We start from the raw sequence: 17,213 nt of genomic DNA, 5'->3' as shown, positions 1-17,213 counted from the left end.
ATTTTTAAGGAGATAAGTCTATGGCCATTTATATCGAAAAAGTTGATATCTTAAACGATAAAAAGGCCCGTAAAAGATTTATTGACGTCCAATTTAATATTTATAAAGAAGACAAGTATTGGGTTCCACAACTACGCATGGAACTCAATAAACTTTTTAATCAAAAACATCCTTTTTATCAAACAGCGCAAAGTGCCTTTTACATTGCAATTAAAGATGGAAAAGATGTGGGCCGAATCATGGCCATCAACAATCACAACTATAACCAGTTCCATAGCACACAAGAAGCTCACTGGGGATTCTTTGAGGCCATCGATGATATCGAAGTCTTTAAGTCTCTTTTCAATTGTGCAATGGAATGGGGAAAATCACTTGGCCTTGAGCGATTTATTGGGCCATTTAATCCATCAACAAATTATGAATGTGGAACACTGATTAAAGGTCATAATGAAATTCCAGTTCTCATGATGATGTACAATTATGAATACTATCATCAATACTTAAATGAGCTTGGTTTTACGAAAGCAAAAGATCTCCTGGCCTACCATATGAAGGCGGATTTCGAGATGCCGGAAGTAATCAGAAAGATTGCCTTAAGAGCGGAAGACAAGGCCAATATTACTTATCGTACAGTTTCTAAGAAAAATTGGGCGAAAGAAATTGATCTTATGTATAGTATCTACAATGATGCTTGGGAGCAGAACTGGGGCTTTGTTCCAATGACAAAGGATGAGTTCTACGCCATGGCAGCAGACCTTAAAACTGTTGCTGACGAAAAACTAATTCTCTTTGCCATGGTTAATGGTGAAGAAGCCGGTTTCATCGTGGCCCTTCCAGACTTCAATCAAGTCCTACATAAAATTCCAGATGGAAAGCTATTTCCAAAAGGTATTTTTCAAGTTCTTCGTGCACCAAAGCTTATAGATGGTGTTCGAGTTATTACGATGGGTGTGAAAAAGAAGTATCGTCTGTATGGACTTGAATCAATTCTTTATTACAGATGCCATGAGAATATTAAACAGTATAAAAAATATAAGAATGTAGAGATGAGCTGGATTCTAGAAGATAATATCAATATGAATAAACCACTCATTCGCATGAATGCTGTTCCTTACCGAACATATCGAATTTTTCAAAAAGAGTTATAATGAAAGTCTTAGTTACTGGTGCAACTGGTTTTGTCGGCTCACATCTTTGTGACAAATTAAATCAACAAGGACATGAGGTTTTCGCTCTTGTGAGAAATCCTCAAAAGGCGCAGTCTTTAAACTTACCTGGCGAATATATCCAAGGTAGCCTTGAAGAGGCCTCAATCAAATTATGGGTAAGCGACCTACCAAAAGACTTAGATTGCGTTATCCATACTGCGGGAATTGTTTCAGCAAAACACTCTCTTACTTTTGCAAAGACAAATCACATTGCCACAGAAAATTTAATAAATCGCTTAAAAGTAAAATTTGAAAATATTCATTTTATGCTAATTTCTTCACAAGCTGCGGCCGGTCCTTCATCGCAATTAGTTGATGAAAGCATCGAATGCTTACCTGTTTCGGCCTATGGTCACTCAAAGCTTGCTGCAGAGATTGCAGTCAGAGAACTTTCTCCAGAGAGTTGGAATACCACAATAATCCGACCTCCAATGGTGATAGGTCCACGTGACAGTGCCGTTTTAGATGTTTTCAAAATGGTTAAGGGGCGTATTGTTACAGGCCCAGGACTTAACTTTAGAACGAAGAAATATAGTGTCGTTAATGTTTTTGACCTAGTCGATGCAATCATTCTTTGTGCATCTCAAGAGCAAACAAAACAAGAAACTTATTTTGTAACTTCCGTAGATGAAGTAACTTTTGAAGAATTAATCAATGAAATTTCGAACGCTCTAGGAGTTCAAAAGGTTATGTTTATGGCATTACCAATTTGGCTACTAAGAATAGTTGCGGGAATTATCTACACTCTTCCAATTCACCTACCTCTTACTGGAGATAAGATCAATGAATTGGAGCAAGATGCTTGGCTTTGCAGTAACTCAAAGATCAAGGCACTTGGTTTTGTCCCTAATTATAATTTAAAGGACACAATTGAGATGACAGCGAAGGACTACAAAGAGCGTAAATGGCTCTAACTTAGTCTTCCTTAGGTCCTGTCACAGTTCTAAAAACATAATCCCATAATGGTGAGCTTACACCGTACTTAGCTTTCTCATGTCTAAAGTGATGCTGAAGATGAAATTTCTTTAAGTAGCGCCCCACCTTTCCACTCATTTTAAAGTGATGAGTTGCATAGTGAATATAGTCATAGCAAAGATAGCCTATTGTGAAGAAGGCCATAAAACCTGGCATATAAAAAGCTGGAATAAAAAGTGAAAAGAATAGCCAAATCAGCCCCATGATCAAGATCGCTGGCACAGGCGGCATAACAAGCCTTGTCGGATCATTAGGGTCATCATGATGTAGCCCATGAAACAAGAACACAAATCGCTCTGAAAGTGGCCCAATAGGCTTTAAATGGAAAACAAAACGATGAAGTAGATATTCTGTAAGAGTCCAAATAATTAAACCACTAACTGCACATAGAATCATTTGTAGATGAGTGTAACCAAGTTCAAAATATGAACGATAAATTAGAAAACCAATAAATGGCGCCCAAAGCACTAGTGGCACAATTGGATGAACATGGGTAAATGACTCAAGAATTGGATTTTTAAATATTCTAATTGATTCGTACTTTTTCACAACTTCTACCTGATTAAATATCCTCTATTTCTACCAAAAAAACTCGCTCAAGTCAGCTTTTAGCGACCTAAAATGTCCAGCTTTAACCCATATGAACGTGAATTCAAAAGTAATAAATTTTTGTGATGTCAGAAAGTAGAAAAACATATTTTATAGAGTGTGTAAATACCCTACTACAAGGGAGATAGAATAATGGACTAAGTTAATTTTTGCTGCGAGCTACTGTAAGAAAAAATCTCTTGTGGTTTCTGTAAAATCGAATAAACTTATTAATAAGCAGAGACAAAAAATTAAAGACACTTCGGCGTTTCGGGAAAGGACTTTTTAGGAACGTCGTTTTTTTTTCAAAATCATCTCAATCAATCTTAATAATCATTTAACTCGTTCTAATTTCTTCAATATATGGTTTCCATTGGCCCATCCACTGATTCATGGACGCATTAACTAGTGAATTACTCTCTGGATGTACATTTACACTACAATAAGTAAGACTTAGCGTATCTTGGTGCTTTCCAGCATCAATCGATGGGATATTATTCCAAGTTCCAGTGTTGAAATAATAACGACCTTCTGGGAATCGCCTCCACTCTTGTAAATGGGTATGCCCCATAACAACAGTATGAATCGAGCTATCGCGATCAAGAATCCTTCTGGCCATGCGCTCATAGCGTGGATAAATTGTGATCTGTTGAAGAATTTTTAAGTTTGTTTTGAAATTCGAGTTCTGTCGTGTGTAATAATTTGAGTGAGTCTTAATGACATAGTTAATACACGTGATAAATAGACGCCAAAAGAATCTTGTATCATTAAAAAGACACCATTTAACATATGAAGACATAGGCCTTACTTTATCAATATAAGGACGCTCTTTTTTAAGCTTTGGTAGAACGTTAATGCAAAAAAGAGAACCCCACGGAAAGTTCAATATATCCTTGCCACCAGGTCCGCGAATAAATTGTTTTGCCTTTGGTACAGTGTTTACAGCTTCAAATCGATGCCCATGTTCAACGTGTAGGCCATTTTCTAAAAAAGTTTCAGTAAAGATAATATTATCACCACAGATTTTTGAAAACTTCTCCTGTGCACCTTTAAAAAGCATACCAACATCGTGATTTCCTACAACATAGACAACACGCTTATGTGGCGCTCTTAAAAACTTTTTAAGACCTGCAAAAAAACGAGGGTGTCCTTTAGCGATATCCTCAATCTGTTTAATAGTCATTGCCTCATCGACGACATGAGTGAAAACACCATCTGAATCGATTTGAATGAGATTTAAGATATCTCCATTCATGATGATTGTTACAGGTTTCGAATAATATTCATTCGTTGAAAAGTAGTCGCAAAATTCATAGAAGCGATTGTCTTCAAAGAAATCTTCTAAGATATTAAATTCACCGTTTTGCAGGTAACTACCTTTGCCTAAATGGAGATCAGATAAGATTAGATACTTCATATTTATGAGTCTGCAACACAGACCTTGCCACGTCCAGACTTTTTTGCTTCATACATCATTCTATCGGCCATTCCGATAATTTCATTACGTCCTGAAGCGTTAGTTGGGTAATTGGCAACACCAATTGAGACACTCAATTGGACATCTTCATCCTCATGAGTATTGATTTCAAGCTCTGCCTCTATTTTATAAACAGTAGACTTAACTCGACTAAGAATTCTTTGTCCGATCATCTTAGCATCTTCTAACGAAGAGTATGGAGCAAGAACGACAAACTCATCTCCCCCATAACGATAACAAAGATCATCCTCTCTTACAGTAGAACGAATTGTTTCTGCGACCTGCTGAAGTAAGCTTGTTCCAATCAAATGGCCATGGCCATCGTTGATACTTTTAAAGTAATCAATATCGATGAAGATAAGAGAGAATGAACGTTCTAGTGCATCATATTCTCTAATAGCAGCATCAATATCACTTTTAAATTTTCTTTGATTATAAAGACCTGTTACATCATCAACGTGAGCAAGGGCCTGTAGTCTTTGAAGTTCTTTTACTTGTAAAAGACTTCTAAACTTCGATTGAATATAGTTTTCTAATTGTCTAAAGATATCTGAAGGAAACTCTCCATTCAATACAAGATATAGACTTTGACTTCCATTGAAGCCGACCTCGACAAAGCGATACTTATCACCTTCTATTTCAAGATGAAGCTTTTGTGTCTTTAACGCACCCATTAGTTCTTGATAGACCTTACTTGGATACTCTTCAATAACTTTATTATTATAGAAATCTCTAATGATTGGATTTGAGGATTCATTATCTAACGTCGCAAAAACGAGTGGCGTTTTTGAATCAAACTCTGTCTTAATGAAATCGCGAAAAGACTTCAATACGATATTGAAATTATGCTCTTCAACATTTTGACAAATAAATTCTAAAAGTGCTTTATACTGTTTTTCCAACATACTAATTTTTAATCATCCAGTTCTAGTTCATCATCTAATTCTAATGTATCAGCAACTACATTCAAAGAGCCTCTTAGATTACTAATAAGGCGTTCAAGTTTTTGCTCAGCTAAAACTCTTTCCTTCTTTGCTTGCCTCTCATTAATTGCAACGTTTTCCATATTAAATTCAAGAGTATCAATTTTTCGCTTAAGCTCTAAAATCTTCTCATCTCTTGCTTTTATTTTATTATCACTATCGATGGCCATAAGTTCTAATTGACTTTCTAGCTCTTGTTCACGTGCTCTAACACTTGTATGATCGATTTTTAAGCGTGTCCCAATTTCGGCCATCTCTTCTCTCATGGCCTTATTCTTAGCTTCACTAAGCTCTAGCCCATGCTTGTATTTATCAAGAAGTGATTTCGTTTCCTCAACTTCAATTGCATGTCGCTTTTTAGCAATCGAAAGCTCAATATTTTTTTCATCAACTTCTGTTCTTAAGCTTAACGAATCTCTCTTAAGAAGCTCAATCATTGTTTTTAATTCATTTAGTTCAGTTAAAAGTTTAATACGATCTTCTTTTAACTCTGTAACAGTTACTCTTAAATCAAGTAGCTGCTCTTCACTTAGGGAGCTTAAAATGTGCCCAGGGTGAAAGTTAATATTTGCACTAACGTGATTCGATGCTGGAGCGGCCGGTGCCGATGCAACGAAATCATGGTGCTCAGAAGCAGCAGGAGTTTCAACCGAATCAAATCCCCCAAGATCAATATTGCCAGTTTCTTCAGTTGGTGAAACTGCCGTTACAGTTAAGGTCTCATCTGGAGAATTATACTGCTGGTGATTTGCATCAACCATTCCATCAAGTTGGGCCATTGTATCTTCTTGGGCAACAGAAGGAAGTTCCACTTCATTAGTTGTTTCATCATCAAATTGATCAAGATCATCGTCTAGCGACATATCAATATCGGCGTCGAGATCATCAAGCTCGGAATCGAGATCTGCATCAAGACTATCAAAGTCATCTAGATCTCCCATATCATCGAGTTCACCTAAATTATCAAGGTTACCAAGTGAATCTAATTCATCATCTAAATCTTCACCTAGTGACATCTCAAGATCATCAAGGTCCTCATCTAAAATATCACCTGAATCTTCTTCAAGGTTTACTGAAAAGTCATCAGCTGTTTCTATTTCAGATTCAGCACTGGCCTCTACGGCATCATCTTCTTCATCAATTTCTTCATCGACTTGTTCTAGCTTATCTTCAACAATAATCGGATTATTATCCAGATCCAAGTCATCTTCACGAGCAGCATCTAGAGAAGCATTTGGAATAGTATCCCCTTCTTGAGTAAGGTTGATGGTAATACTAGATGAAAAATCCATATCAAGATCAGTTGGAGAATCTGCATTTACTGGAGCATTTTCTACGATATCATCATCACCACAAAGATCGATGGCACTGACATCATCAAAATCTAGCTCAATACCTTCATCCAGTGGGGAGCTGTCTTCATTATTTAGCTGAGAGAAGTCAATATTAGTATCAACAAGAGTTAGAGAAGTCTTCTCTTGTGCGTCACTGCTACTATCAGTATCGCTTCCAAGAACTTCATCAACCGCATTTTGAATTTTCTCACTTTCAGCGAGTAATTCTTCCTGTTGCTTCTTTTCTGCTGACATAATTTTCCCCATCGCGGCCATGCAAAACGTATGAAATTTATTTAAATATGGCCTTTTCTTAAATCCTTACCCTCTACTTTTCGCCTTTTTTCGAAAAAAGTTGAGTACTTACAACGCATAAAGTTATTTTGTCGAAAGTTATTTTACTTTTTGAGGCATAAAGACTTGAGAAGTGATTAAAAAATGTTCTACAATATTAGGTAGTTATCAAATATAAAGGCTTTTCATGATTAAAAAACTATTATTTTTATCGACTATTTTTACATCTACTTTTTTTTCACTAAGTAGTTTTGCTCAAGAATTTTTTCCATCGAGTCTACTTTTATTAAATGATTACTTCGCTCATCATGTGATCGTTGCAGAAAAGTCGACTCATACAATCTACCTATATGAAAATAATAATGGCCTGCCACGTTTAATTAAGACATATCAAATGGCCACAGGTCAGAAAGTTGGAAATAAATCATTTCAAGGTGATCGTAGAACACCAGAAGGTGTTTATCATTTTGAGCAATTCATTGAACATAAAGATTTAATTAGAAAGCATGGTGAGCTTGGAGCTCAATATGGGGTTGGAGCATTTGTTCTTAACTACCCTAACCCAATTGATAAAGCGCTAGGAAAAACAGGTGGCGGAATTTGGCTACACTCAACAGACAACGAGCCAAGAATTGACAAAGGCCTAGACTCAAAAGGTTGCCTTGTTGCTCACAATGTAAACCTAATTGATATTTCAAAATTTATTGAAATTAATAAGACAAATATTGTCGTTGTTCATAACTTAAAATTCTTTAACAAGGAAACTTGGGAAAAAGAAAAGAATGAAGTCCTTGATACTGTAAATGGTTGGCTAACAGCTTGGTCAACAGAGAATATCAATGACTACTTAAGCTTCTACTCACGCACAGATTTTATCGATCCAACTCGTGGACGTTACAATTCATTTGCACAGTATAAGAAGGCCGTATTTGCAAACCCAGGGACTCCTTCAATTCAGTTAAAAGATTTAACTGTATTAAAAGCTGATGACTATGTTGTCGTAACGTTCAAGCAAGACTACACTAGTAATACAATTAACGATATTGGAAAGAAAACGCTCTATTTAAAGCGTGACCCTTATTATAAGTGGAAGATTGTCGCGGAGAGATGGCAGCGTATTCCAATGGATATTACAAACGAGAGGGAGCACTTAAGTTTTGAACCTTCACAGAGGTTCTTTACTTCGCAAGACCCAAAACAAATTTTCACACTGAATCTCACTTTAACGAGACCGTATAGCGAAAATTAAAAGGGAACGGGATGTCCACACCATCAAGTAGTTCAAAGGCAAAGAATAATTTGTCTTTCATTCTTTATGAAAATAATAAAGTACCAAGATACTTACAGCTTTCTCCTCGCGAGTATAAAGCAATCATTTATGTACCAGTTGTTCTTACTGTATTTTCTATATTTGCCTTAGCTGGCTCATACTTCTACACGAAGAATATTGAAAAGCTTATCAAGGCCAAAGAGCCATTAATTATAAAAAATCTAAGAGATGAGAACTCGACTCTGGCACAAAAGAATACTGAGTTAACAACTCTGAACCTTGACCTAACAAATCGACTTGCCAATGAAACGATTAGTGCAGTTAGTGCAAGTTCACTTAATATTATTGCTCCAGTAAAAGGTCAAAAAGACCTAACGAGTCCGGCCAGCATTAATATCGAAGACTTAAAAGTAACTAAGAAAGATGATAAAGCGGAACTTAACTTTAATATTATCAATATCACAAAAGATAATAATAGGGTTTCTGGTTATATCCATATTTTCTTATTCGATGGGAATAACTACTTCCACTACCCTGAGGGCGGTGACTCAATTAGAAATTTCTCACTTAACTACACAAAGGGTGAATCATTTGCAACATCACGCTTTCGTCCTGTAACAGCTAAGTTTGATATGCCTAAGAATAAAACAGTTATGTTTAAGATTTTTATTTTCAACCGTCTTGGCGATATTGTTCATCAGCAATTATTTAGAGAAGAAATTAAGTAGGGCCTTACTATGGATTTAAGAGATCAAAATTTTACATTCGTTGGAATTGGCTCAGTTATTAAGGGTGATATTGTATTAAATGGCCCTTCTCATATTTGCTCGACTATCGAAGGCGATATTCAAATTGATGAAAAGCATCAACTAACAATTGAGCCACAAGGAAATGTCCAAGGGCGTATTCGCTGTGGGGACTTGAATATCTATGGTGTAGTAAATGGAGACATAACTGCTCAAGGAAAAGTTAAGGTCTTCCCTACAGGAACTGTTAAGGGACAGATTGTCGCTAAGAATATTAATATTGCTCCAGGAGCAAAGGTTAATATGCAAGGGCATACTTTAGAATCATAGAAGTGATTTTACTAGTTAGCGTATAAGCCGATCGATAATTCCACGTTCAAATTTAAAAACAAGACCTAATGAAATTAGATTTTCATGTCCATTACCATTTTCTTGGTAAACATAGCTTGTATGAAAATTAATTTTTCTGGTTATACGAAAAAAATCATAACCAATACCAATTCTTAATCCACCTAGTGTTGTATCTCTTCTAAGGCCATAAGTATTGGCCGCTCCAGCAAAGATATTTCCATCAGAATTTCCTTCAATAAAATCATTAAATGAAACAAGGGCATACCCTAATTTTACAGCAAGTCTCTGAATTGGATAAAAATGAAACTCAAGTCCATAGATGGCAAGCGATTGAACTGCCACCCTATCAACACCACCATGTTTAATGTCGCCGCTTAGATCAATTCTTGTATAGAATGCCTCGATTCCAGTAACACGATTTCTTACCCCATAGGACAAATTATAGCCAATACCTGTAGTTGCCGTATCATATTGGTCCATTTTATCATTTGTCCCAATTCCAAAAACACCATCAAACCTTAAATAAGATATATCAGCCTTCACCTGAAGACAGAGAAATAATAAAGTGAATAGTTTTAAATATTTAGCTAAGCTCAATTAACCACCTCTAAGCTATTGTAACAAAAAGAAAATAAATTTTCCTGAATCAAGATAAGTGGAAGTTTTTTCTCAATTTTATCTATTTAATCACCCAATTAACTTTATTTTAACTATGGCCCGATTCTTTAGGCATGAAAAAGACAAAGCTAAATACATGTATCTTATCCTTAACACTTTTTATGAGCTTACTCTTTGGTATGGCCTCATGTAAGGAAGTAGAATCTGTTATCAAGGCGGAACCCTTACCTGCACCAAGTGGCAATTATCTTGAACCTGGAGATATCATTGTCATGAATTATACTTCTGACTCTATCGTTCAACTTGATAGTAATGGGGTTTTTAAAAGAACGATCTATCAAGCAACTGGCAACAGTGTTCTTTTGATGGCCCTTGGTTGGTCGAGTGAGACAAATCAACTTCTTTTTACTACTGATGGCAATGATCGCGTACTTGGTATAAATGCCTACACAGGCAAGGTTTCTGATGTCATTGTGCACACGGGACTAAATGGTGCATTAAGAGGTGTAACAGAGCTAGCAAATGGAAATATCGCAGTTCTTGAATCCAACGCCCTCGAGTTATTTACTCCACTTGGAGATGGACATCAAAGAGAGACTACAGGCTTTCCTATTGCAAATATCATCAATACAGGACAAGGCATGGCATCACTAAGTGATGGTGGCTTCATTATTAGCTCACGTGGCTCTGATCAAATAAGAACTTATGATGAAGATGGTGTTCAACAAAATAGTGTCGCAGGGCCAGCAGGTGCAACTGATGGCTACTTTGCTATAGAGCTTGATAATGGTGATATTGTGGGTATTTGGAGTGGTGCAACTGATCAAGTGATCGAATATGATAGCTCTTTAACAGCAACTGGAGCAAGTTATAGCAATACGACTTACCTTACAAATCCTAGAGGTGTTGCCCAGCTACAAAGTGGTAATATTATTGTTTCAGATTATTCATTTAATCACTTAGTGGAAATTGATATTAGTGATTATTCTCTTGTAAGGATAATTGGGCAAGGCCTCTCAGGCCCTACCCATATTCTGGTTGTTCCAGATTATTAATTATAAAAAGTTTTTGTAAGAATAAACTTTGATCTTTGCAATCTTCTTTAGGGCATTCATCATCTTCTTATCACCAAGAACAACTATTTGAACCTTGTCATAAGGAAATGCTGAGTAAATAGTCTTTGCAACATCCTCTTGCGTGATTTTATCAACTGAGTTCGTGTACTCTAGAAAACGCTTAATATCCACTTGAGAATTATCAAGGCTTACTAACTGTCTCATAAAGCTTGATGGCTTTTGAAATTGAAAAGCAAATCCACCTTTTACGGCCTTTCTTACCTTTTCAATTTCTTCCATCGAAATATTCTCTGCCTGAGAATTGTCCTTTAGAATTTTGATTACTTCTTGAACCATCTGATTAACAGTTTCTTCTTTTGTAAAAGTTGAAAGAATTGAGCGGCCATAGTCTTTTTGCATACCAGCTGTTGCCCATGCAGAATAAGTTAATCCTCTTTTTGTTCTAAGTTCCTTTACAAGAATTGAAGTGAAACCACCACCTAAGTATTGAGACATAAACTCTAAATTCTCAAAGCCTGGATCTTCTTTCTTGGCCATGTAAATTCCAGCTCTAACTTGCGCTTGGTTCGCTTTTGGAACTTCAACAAAGTGAATAAGTGGCTTTTCTGGATTGAACTTCTTGATCTCTTTTACTTCAGTATCTAAATTTCTAACAAAGCTTGCTTTAGAATCAAAACCACATTCATTAGTAACAATATTTTTAATCTTTAGGATTGAGCGTGGACCAGTGATATAAACTTTCTTTTTAACATCATCTCTAAAATATTTCAGACGACTTTGAAGATAGCTTCTTTTAATTCTCTTAATATCTGCAAGTCTTCCCCTTACATCTGATACGTATGGAGTCCCCTTTAAGCTTATAGTACGAAATGCTGTAGAAGCTAATTCACCATGATCTGAAACAAGATTCTGTCTTTGGGCAGTAAGAGATTTCTTAGCTTTAGATAGTTCTTGAGCAGGGTAAACTGCATCTCTAAAGATATGACAAATTTTCTTTGTAGTAGGAATAATGTCTTTAGCAAGTCCATTATATGAATAGCTTGAGAATTCGTGAGTTACATTTGAAGAAGTTGAAACCCCATAGAATTCTAGGTTATCTGCAATTTCATTAAGGCTAAAACGATTTGTTCCACTCTCAAGTAGATCAAACATCATCTTAGTTACACCTTTAGTACGGCCATCTTTAATTGCACCATCAGCAAAGAATATCGTTACATTATAAGTAGGGAATTTATCATCTTGAATATAAGTGACATCGATATTTTCCCATTTAAATTTTTCAATTTTATCGACTAGTTCATTGGCACTAACACTCATGAAAGTCGATGCAATGATTATTGATTTTAAAATTTTATTCATAGCTACTAATCCCTTCATCCTAGTTACGATCCCAAATTGATAAGAAAACATAATCGTTTCCAGAAATATAGCGACGACAAACATCACGAACTTGATCAACATTCATCTCACTATAACTCTTAAGCTGTTTCTTATATTCTCTATAGTCTCCATTAAAGAATTCAGAAGAACCTAGGAAACTAGCTAGGCCATCATTAGTCGAAATTGCTTCATAGTATTGTTTAAGAAGCATATTCTTAGTCTTTTGAACTGCTCTTGGAGTAATGGCCTTTTCACATGAATCCTTTAAAGACTTTAGAAGTTTACGACGAGTGTCCTTAATACCTTTCTTCGGAAGTAACTCTCCTCCAATAACAAAAATACCACCATTTTTTAGGTTGTAGTTGTATGAGTAAACCTTAGAGAGTCTTGGGTTTTTCGAAACAACATAGTTCTTTACTAAGTAAGAGCTTGTACCTGTTCCCAGAATATCTGAAAGAAAATCGAGAGCGTAAGTGTCTTCGTGAGTAACTGAAACAGAAGGGAATGCAAGTCTAAACATTGGGTTTTTCGACTGTCCTTTTAGACTTCTTACATATGGAAGCTTACCTTCTCTTTTATATCTACCAGCATCATCAAGCTTTGCCTTCTTTGTATCAAGAGTCTTATTCATTGGAATTTTACCAATAGTATCTTGAACCTTTGAAAGAATTGCCGAAGGATTAATATCACCAACGATCACCATAATGGCGTTATTTGGAGCATAAAAGTCATGATAGAACTCAAGCATTTGTTTACGATCTAACTCTTTAACATCCTTTGCGTCCCCTATGACAGACCCTCCATAAGGAGTTCCATTAAACATGGCCTTCATCATAGCGAGGTGAATCTTACCACTTGGTCTATTCTCATAACGCATCTTTCTTTCTTCAAGAACAACTTGTCTTTCCTTTTCAAAAGGAACTTCTTCAAGCATGAGATTTGCCATTCTCTCCGCTTCAAGTTCAATCATTTTCTCAACTGTCTGAGCTGCGATATTCTCGTAGTAAACAGTATTATCAAATGTTGTATAAGCGTTAGAATTACCCCCATAAGTTTCGATATAGTCAGAGAAGTATTCTGCTGGATAGTTCTTCGTTTTCTTAAACATCATGTGCTCTAGAAAGTGTGTCGCTCCAGTTGTCCCCTTTCTCTCATAGCGTCCACCTACATCATAAAAAGTATAGATCGAGGCAATCGGTAATTTCGAATCACGAACAAGTAGTAAGCGTAGGCCATTTTCTAAAGTGTGCTTCTGAACATCAATATTTAGTTCTAATGAACCTAGGCTTAGGTCCTTATTAGAATGTTGATTTTCATTTGTAGATGAACACGATGAATTTAGAATAAGAGCTGCGGCTGTAAAGACAAATAAATTAATTGCTTTAAACATCAAATCTCCAATAAAAGTTAATATAAATAGCTTAAAAACTTATGATTTTCTTGGCAATATAAAGTTATGAATTTATTAGTTACGTTCCTAGGAACCGGAACAAGTACAGGTATTCCAATGTTAGGCTGCAGCTGTCCAGTTTGCACAAGCTCTAATAAACACAATAAACGATTGCGTACTTCATTTTTAATCCAACAAAATGATACCACAATTCTCTTTGATACGGGGCCAGATCTTCGCACGCAATTATTGCGTGAAGGCGTAAAGGATATCAGTGCAGTTATTATTTCACATGCCCATGCTGATCACTTGAACGGCATTGATGATATAAGGCCATTCACCTTTAAACACCCTATTAACCTTTATACTGACCAAAATAGCGCAAATATTATGAATATAAGATTTAGCTATATTTTTGGAAATAACCCTGGCCACATCGGATCAAGTCCGAGGCTTTTACTCAACGAAATACAGCCAAATACCATAAGTAAGATTTGCGACTTAGATTGCGAGTTCATAAGTCTGCCACATGGCAATGGGACAAGCTTAGGTCTTATTATTGGAAAGCTTGCCATCATTTCAGATTGCCATGAGATCCCGCAAGATGAAATAGAAAAGCTACGCTCTTACAAATTAGATTCTCTCATTGTTGACTGTGTGCGACACAAGCCTCACCCAGCTCACCTTTATGTCGAAAGAAGCTTTGATTACATTAGACAAATAGGGGCCAATCATAATTACCTAACCCACATGGGCCACGAACTTGATCACGACTTATTGCAACAAGAGTGCGATGCTCACTTTCCAGATGGAAGTGTCAAAGTTGCTTATGACGGGCTAAAATTCGAGGTTTAATTTATTGTAATAGCATTTGAAAACAATTATATTTGCCTCATATATTTTATGAGTATTTTAACGCCTTCAATTCAATGGAGTTTTTATGATTATTGGTGTTCCTAAGGAAATTAAAAATAACGAAAATCGCGTAGGTCTAGTTCCAGGTGGTGTAAGACAACTTATCCACGATGGTCACGAAGTATACGTAGAAACAAATGCAGGAGTTGGAATTGGTATTTCTGACGAAGCATATATTCAAGCTGGAGCAAAGATTCTTCCATCACTTGAAGAAGTATTTGAAAAGTCGACAATGATCATTAAGGTTAAAGAGCCTCAACCAAGAGAAATTGCTCTTTTAAAACCACACCATATTCTTTACACATACCTTCACCTTGCGGCAGATGAGCCACAAACAAAAGGTCTTATGGAGTCTGGATCGACATGTATTGCATACGAGACAATCCAACCTGCAGACGGATCTCTTCCACTTCTAACTCCAATGTCTGAAGTAGCAGGAAGAATGGCAACTCAAATTGGTGCCGCTTACCTTCAACTTGATCATGGTGGTAAAGGTATTCTACTTGGTGGTGTACCAGGTACAAGAAGAGCAAAGGTAACTGTTATTGGTTGTGGTGTTGCAGGAACAAACGCAATTAAAATGGCAATGGGTATGGGTGCAGACGTAACTGCAATCGATCTATCAACTAAGCGTCTTGCTGAGCTTGATGACCTATTTGATAACAGAATTACAACTTTATTCTCAAATATCGACAATATTGAAAAATCAGTTCAAGAGTCGGACCTTGTAATTGGTGCAGTACTTGTTCCAGGTGCAAAAGCTCCAAAGCTTGTAACGAGAGAAATGATCTCTAAAATGGAAAAAGGTTCAGTAGTTGTTGATATCGCTGTTGACCAAGGTGGTTGTATTGAAACATGTAAGCCAACAACTCACCAAAACCCTACTTTCCTAGTAGATGGTGTTGTTCACTACTGTGTTGCAAATATGCCAGGTGCAGTTGCTCAAACTTCAACTTATGCACTTACAAACGTAACTCTTAAGTACGCTCGTATGATCGCAAAATACGGTGTTGAAGAGTCAGCGATGATGGATGAAGCATTTAAAAAAGGGATCAATATCTACAAAGGTAAACTTGTGTACAAGCAAGTTGCTGAAGATCTAAATCTTGAATACACTCCACTAAATCTAAATTAAGATTTGAAATATTGGCCCCTACCTGGGGCCATTTTCTTACCAAAAATCATTTACCATCTAAATTGCCTTACTAAATCAGTGTTATTTTTCTCAAAATATCTTACATTTAGAGGTTAATTTAAAATTTACCGACGTATTTTTTTCAATTTCACCTAAAACTCGATAGAAATTATCAACTGTTATATTTTAAGGGGGAGAAATGTCAAAAATTCTAATCGGGCTAATGCTCGCATGTTACACTCTCGCTGCGAATGCAAGCGATCATCAATTAAACTTCTCATTCAATGGTGGAGATAATGATGTACAAGTACTAGCTAAGGAAGTTGAAGTTACTAAGTACAAAGAAGAGCCATACGAAGGGACATGTTACCGCCAAATACCATATCAAGAAAATGAGTGTGGTTATGAAACAGATTATAGAAGAGAATGTCGTTGGGAACCAGGCCGTCAGGTTTGTGAAACTGAATATGATTACCAATGCCGTTATGAAACGAGATATCGTCGTGAGTGTACGAGAGGTCCTTCGAGACAAGAATGTCGTACAGTTCCGGGACAAAGAATTTGTCGTACAGTGAATGGAAGACAAGAATGTCGTCAACGTGATAGCCGTCGTGTTTGCGAGACAGTCCCAGGGCGCGAAACTTGTCGTTCAATCCCATATCAAGATCGTGTATGTGGAAATGTACCAGTAAGAAGATGTCACACTCGTCCAGGACGTAATGTATGTGACAATGTTCCTTACCAAAAATATGTTTGTCGTGATGTAACAAAGTACCGCTCAGAACCATACTCATGTACAAAGACTCGTACAGTTGCATACAAAGAAATGGAAAATGTAACTCACAAAGTAAAGGTACAATACCTTGGTGCAGTTGATAAAGCTGATGCAAATTTCACGCTTGAGTTTAGCAACGAACTTAAGAGCTTTGATACACTTGTACAAAACTTAAATAAAGAAGCAACTCAAATTAACTTCCAAGTTTCAGACTTTACAAAAGTTTCTGATTACAATTATGAGTCAACTCTTAAAGTAGAATTCTTTGACCTAGATGAGGCGAAAGCTCCTATTCTAGTAAACCCTGAAAACGTAAAAGTTGGAGTTAAAGGTCAATTCGAACTTGAGCTTTCAAACTTCACAGAAGGTATGCAAGAGCTAAGTGCAGAAATTGTTATCTATGACAAAGAAAAGAAGAAGATTCATTTTAAGAAAACAATCAATCTTCTAACTTTTAATAAAACTCTTCTTGATAATGGAAATATTCTATTTACAGAAGAATTGAAAAAGCACGGATTTGAAAAGATTAAGAAATTTGCTCTTGGGCCATTTGAAAAGGCACGTGAGTTAAAGGTTACACTTACATTCTTTCCTCTAGTATCAAAAGTACCAGGACAAGAACTTAAGTCAGTGACACACACACTAAATACAAAAGCTAAGTTTTAATAAATTGGCCCTTATTTAATATAAGGGCCTTC

Annotated in this window: 16 protein-coding genes; 9 read left to right on the top strand and 7 right to left on the bottom strand. The window is 36.3% G+C overall.

Annotation, left to right across the window (positions count from 1 at the left end; all coding sequences use genetic code 11):
• The first annotated feature begins 20 nt into the window (after positions 1–20).
• Both ACMAYX_RS15320 and ACMAYX_RS15315 read left to right on the top strand, forming a co-directional pair.
• Entirely contained in the window at positions 21–1,148 is a 1,128-nt protein-coding gene (locus tag ACMAYX_RS15320; protein WP_103219056.1) for an N-acetyltransferase, read from the top strand.
• Positions 1,148–2,122, top strand: coding sequence for an NAD-dependent epimerase/dehydratase family protein (locus tag ACMAYX_RS15315; RefSeq protein WP_412472133.1), 975 nt, complete (start codon positions 1,148–1,150; stop codon positions 2,120–2,122). The genes ACMAYX_RS15320 and ACMAYX_RS15315 overlap by 1 nt, the downstream gene beginning before the upstream one ends.
• Before the next feature lies 1 nt (position 2,123).
• Here ACMAYX_RS15315 and ACMAYX_RS15310 read toward each other — a convergent pair whose 3' ends face one another.
• The 4 genes from ACMAYX_RS15310 to ACMAYX_RS15295 all read right to left on the bottom strand — a co-directional run bounded on the left by ACMAYX_RS15310 (position 2,124) and on the right by ACMAYX_RS15295 (position 6,820).
• Positions 2,124–2,732, bottom strand: a complete 609-nt coding sequence (locus ACMAYX_RS15310; protein WP_103219058.1) for a sterol desaturase family protein — start codon at positions 2,730–2,732, stop codon at positions 2,124–2,126.
• A 376-nt stretch (positions 2,733–3,108) separates the two neighbouring features.
• Positions 3,109–4,188: a metallophosphoesterase gene (locus tag ACMAYX_RS15305; protein ID WP_103219059.1), complete on the bottom strand. Its 1,080-nt coding sequence runs from the start codon at positions 4,186–4,188 to the stop codon at positions 3,109–3,111.
• A 2-nt stretch (positions 4,189–4,190) separates the two neighbouring features.
• Positions 4,191–5,153: a GGDEF domain-containing protein gene (locus ACMAYX_RS15300; RefSeq protein WP_103219060.1), complete on the bottom strand. Its 963-nt coding sequence runs from the start codon at positions 5,151–5,153 to the stop codon at positions 4,191–4,193.
• Positions 5,154–5,161: 8 nt separating this feature from the next.
• Positions 5,162–6,820 (bottom strand): hypothetical protein, encoded by a 1,659-nt coding sequence (locus ACMAYX_RS15295; protein ID WP_412472132.1) that lies wholly within the window; start codon positions 6,818–6,820, stop codon positions 5,162–5,164.
• A gap of 226 nt (positions 6,821–7,046) precedes the next feature.
• Here ACMAYX_RS15295 and ACMAYX_RS15290 point away from each other — a divergent pair, with 226 nt between their 5' ends.
• From ACMAYX_RS15290 to ACMAYX_RS15280, 3 genes are read left to right on the top strand one after another with little or no spacing between them, the layout of a single operon-like run.
• On the top strand, positions 7,047–8,108 hold the full coding sequence (locus ACMAYX_RS15290; protein ID WP_412472131.1) for a L,D-transpeptidase family protein: 1,062 nt from the start codon (positions 7,047–7,049) through the stop codon (positions 8,106–8,108).
• A gap of 11 nt (positions 8,109–8,119) precedes the next feature.
• Positions 8,120–8,857: a hypothetical protein gene (locus ACMAYX_RS15285; protein ID WP_103219063.1), complete on the top strand. Its 738-nt coding sequence runs from the start codon at positions 8,120–8,122 to the stop codon at positions 8,855–8,857.
• A gap of 9 nt (positions 8,858–8,866) precedes the next feature.
• On the top strand, positions 8,867–9,205 hold the full coding sequence (locus tag ACMAYX_RS15280) for a bactofilin family protein (protein ID WP_103219064.1): 339 nt from the start codon (positions 8,867–8,869) through the stop codon (positions 9,203–9,205).
• Between the two features lie 15 nt (positions 9,206–9,220).
• Here the strand turns inward: ACMAYX_RS15280 and ACMAYX_RS15275 are convergent, their stop codons facing one another.
• A complete protein-coding gene (locus ACMAYX_RS15275; RefSeq protein WP_103219065.1) occupies positions 9,221–9,823 on the bottom strand; it encodes a hypothetical protein in 603 nt (200 codons plus the stop codon).
• Between the two features lie 134 nt (positions 9,824–9,957).
• Here ACMAYX_RS15275 and ACMAYX_RS15270 point away from each other — a divergent pair, with 134 nt between their 5' ends.
• On the top strand, positions 9,958–10,899 hold the full coding sequence (locus ACMAYX_RS15270) for a hypothetical protein (RefSeq protein WP_412472130.1): 942 nt from the start codon (positions 9,958–9,960) through the stop codon (positions 10,897–10,899).
• Here ACMAYX_RS15270 and ACMAYX_RS15265 read toward each other — a convergent pair whose 3' ends face one another.
• Together ACMAYX_RS15265 and ACMAYX_RS15260 are read right to left on the bottom strand one after the other, a co-directional pair.
• A complete protein-coding gene (locus ACMAYX_RS15265; protein WP_412463105.1) occupies positions 10,900–12,279 on the bottom strand; it encodes a M16 family metallopeptidase in 1,380 nt (459 codons plus the stop codon).
• Between the two features lie 19 nt (positions 12,280–12,298).
• Positions 12,299–13,690: a M16 family metallopeptidase gene (locus ACMAYX_RS15260; protein ID WP_103219068.1), complete on the bottom strand. Its 1,392-nt coding sequence runs from the start codon at positions 13,688–13,690 to the stop codon at positions 12,299–12,301.
• A 66-nt stretch (positions 13,691–13,756) separates the two neighbouring features.
• Between ACMAYX_RS15260 and ACMAYX_RS15255 the strand changes: the two genes are divergently transcribed.
• From ACMAYX_RS15255 to ACMAYX_RS15245, 3 genes are all read left to right on the top strand, one after another.
• Entirely contained in the window at positions 13,757–14,545 is a 789-nt protein-coding gene (locus tag ACMAYX_RS15255; RefSeq protein ID WP_412472129.1) for an MBL fold metallo-hydrolase, read from the top strand.
• Positions 14,546–14,630: 85 nt separating this feature from the next.
• Positions 14,631–15,740 (top strand): alanine dehydrogenase, encoded by a 1,110-nt coding sequence (gene ald, locus ACMAYX_RS15250; protein WP_103219070.1) that lies wholly within the window; start codon positions 14,631–14,633, stop codon positions 15,738–15,740.
• A 199-nt stretch (positions 15,741–15,939) separates the two neighbouring features.
• Entirely contained in the window at positions 15,940–17,181 is a 1,242-nt protein-coding gene (locus ACMAYX_RS15245; RefSeq protein ID WP_103219071.1) for a hypothetical protein, read from the top strand.
• Positions 17,182–17,213: the final 32 nt, after the last annotated feature.

The organism is Halobacteriovorax sp. RT-2-3 (genome assembly GCF_047085075.1).
Classification (GTDB): Bacteria; Bdellovibrionota; Bacteriovoracia; order Bacteriovoracales; family Bacteriovoracaceae; genus Halobacteriovorax_A.
The sequence above is the reverse complement of the archived record's forward strand: the minus strand, read 5'-3'. Positions and strand labels throughout refer to the sequence as shown.

Coding starts and splice junctions, on each gene's coding strand:
- ACMAYX_RS15320 (WP_103219056.1), top strand. CDS start 21: ATGGCCATTTATATCGAAAAAGTTGATATCTTAAACGATAAAAAGGCC.
- ACMAYX_RS15315 (WP_412472133.1), top strand. CDS start 1,148: ATGAAAGTCTTAGTTACTGGTGCAACTGGTTTTGTCGGCTCACATCTT.
- ACMAYX_RS15305 (WP_103219059.1), bottom strand. CDS start 4,188: ATGAAGTATCTAATCTTATCTGATCTCCATTTAGGCAAAGGTAGTTAC.
- ACMAYX_RS15300 (WP_103219060.1), bottom strand. CDS start 5,153: ATGTTGGAAAAACAGTATAAAGCACTTTTAGAATTTATTTGTCAAAAT.
- ACMAYX_RS15295 (WP_412472132.1), bottom strand. CDS start 6,820: ATGTCAGCAGAAAAGAAGCAACAGGAAGAATTACTCGCTGAAAGTGAG.
- ACMAYX_RS15290 (WP_412472131.1), top strand. CDS start 7,047: ATGATTAAAAAACTATTATTTTTATCGACTATTTTTACATCTACTTTT.
- ACMAYX_RS15285 (WP_103219063.1), top strand. CDS start 8,120: ATGTCCACACCATCAAGTAGTTCAAAGGCAAAGAATAATTTGTCTTTC.
- ACMAYX_RS15280 (WP_103219064.1), top strand. CDS start 8,867: ATGGATTTAAGAGATCAAAATTTTACATTCGTTGGAATTGGCTCAGTT.
- ACMAYX_RS15270 (WP_412472130.1), top strand. CDS start 9,958: ATGAAAAAGACAAAGCTAAATACATGTATCTTATCCTTAACACTTTTT.
- ACMAYX_RS15265 (WP_412463105.1), bottom strand. CDS start 12,279: ATGAATAAAATTTTAAAATCAATAATCATTGCATCGACTTTCATGAGT.
- ACMAYX_RS15260 (WP_103219068.1), bottom strand. CDS start 13,690: ATGTTTAAAGCAATTAATTTATTTGTCTTTACAGCCGCAGCTCTTATT.
- ACMAYX_RS15255 (WP_412472129.1), top strand. CDS start 13,757: ATGAATTTATTAGTTACGTTCCTAGGAACCGGAACAAGTACAGGTATT.
- ald (WP_103219070.1), top strand. CDS start 14,631: ATGATTATTGGTGTTCCTAAGGAAATTAAAAATAACGAAAATCGCGTA.
- ACMAYX_RS15245 (WP_103219071.1), top strand. CDS start 15,940: ATGTCAAAAATTCTAATCGGGCTAATGCTCGCATGTTACACTCTCGCT.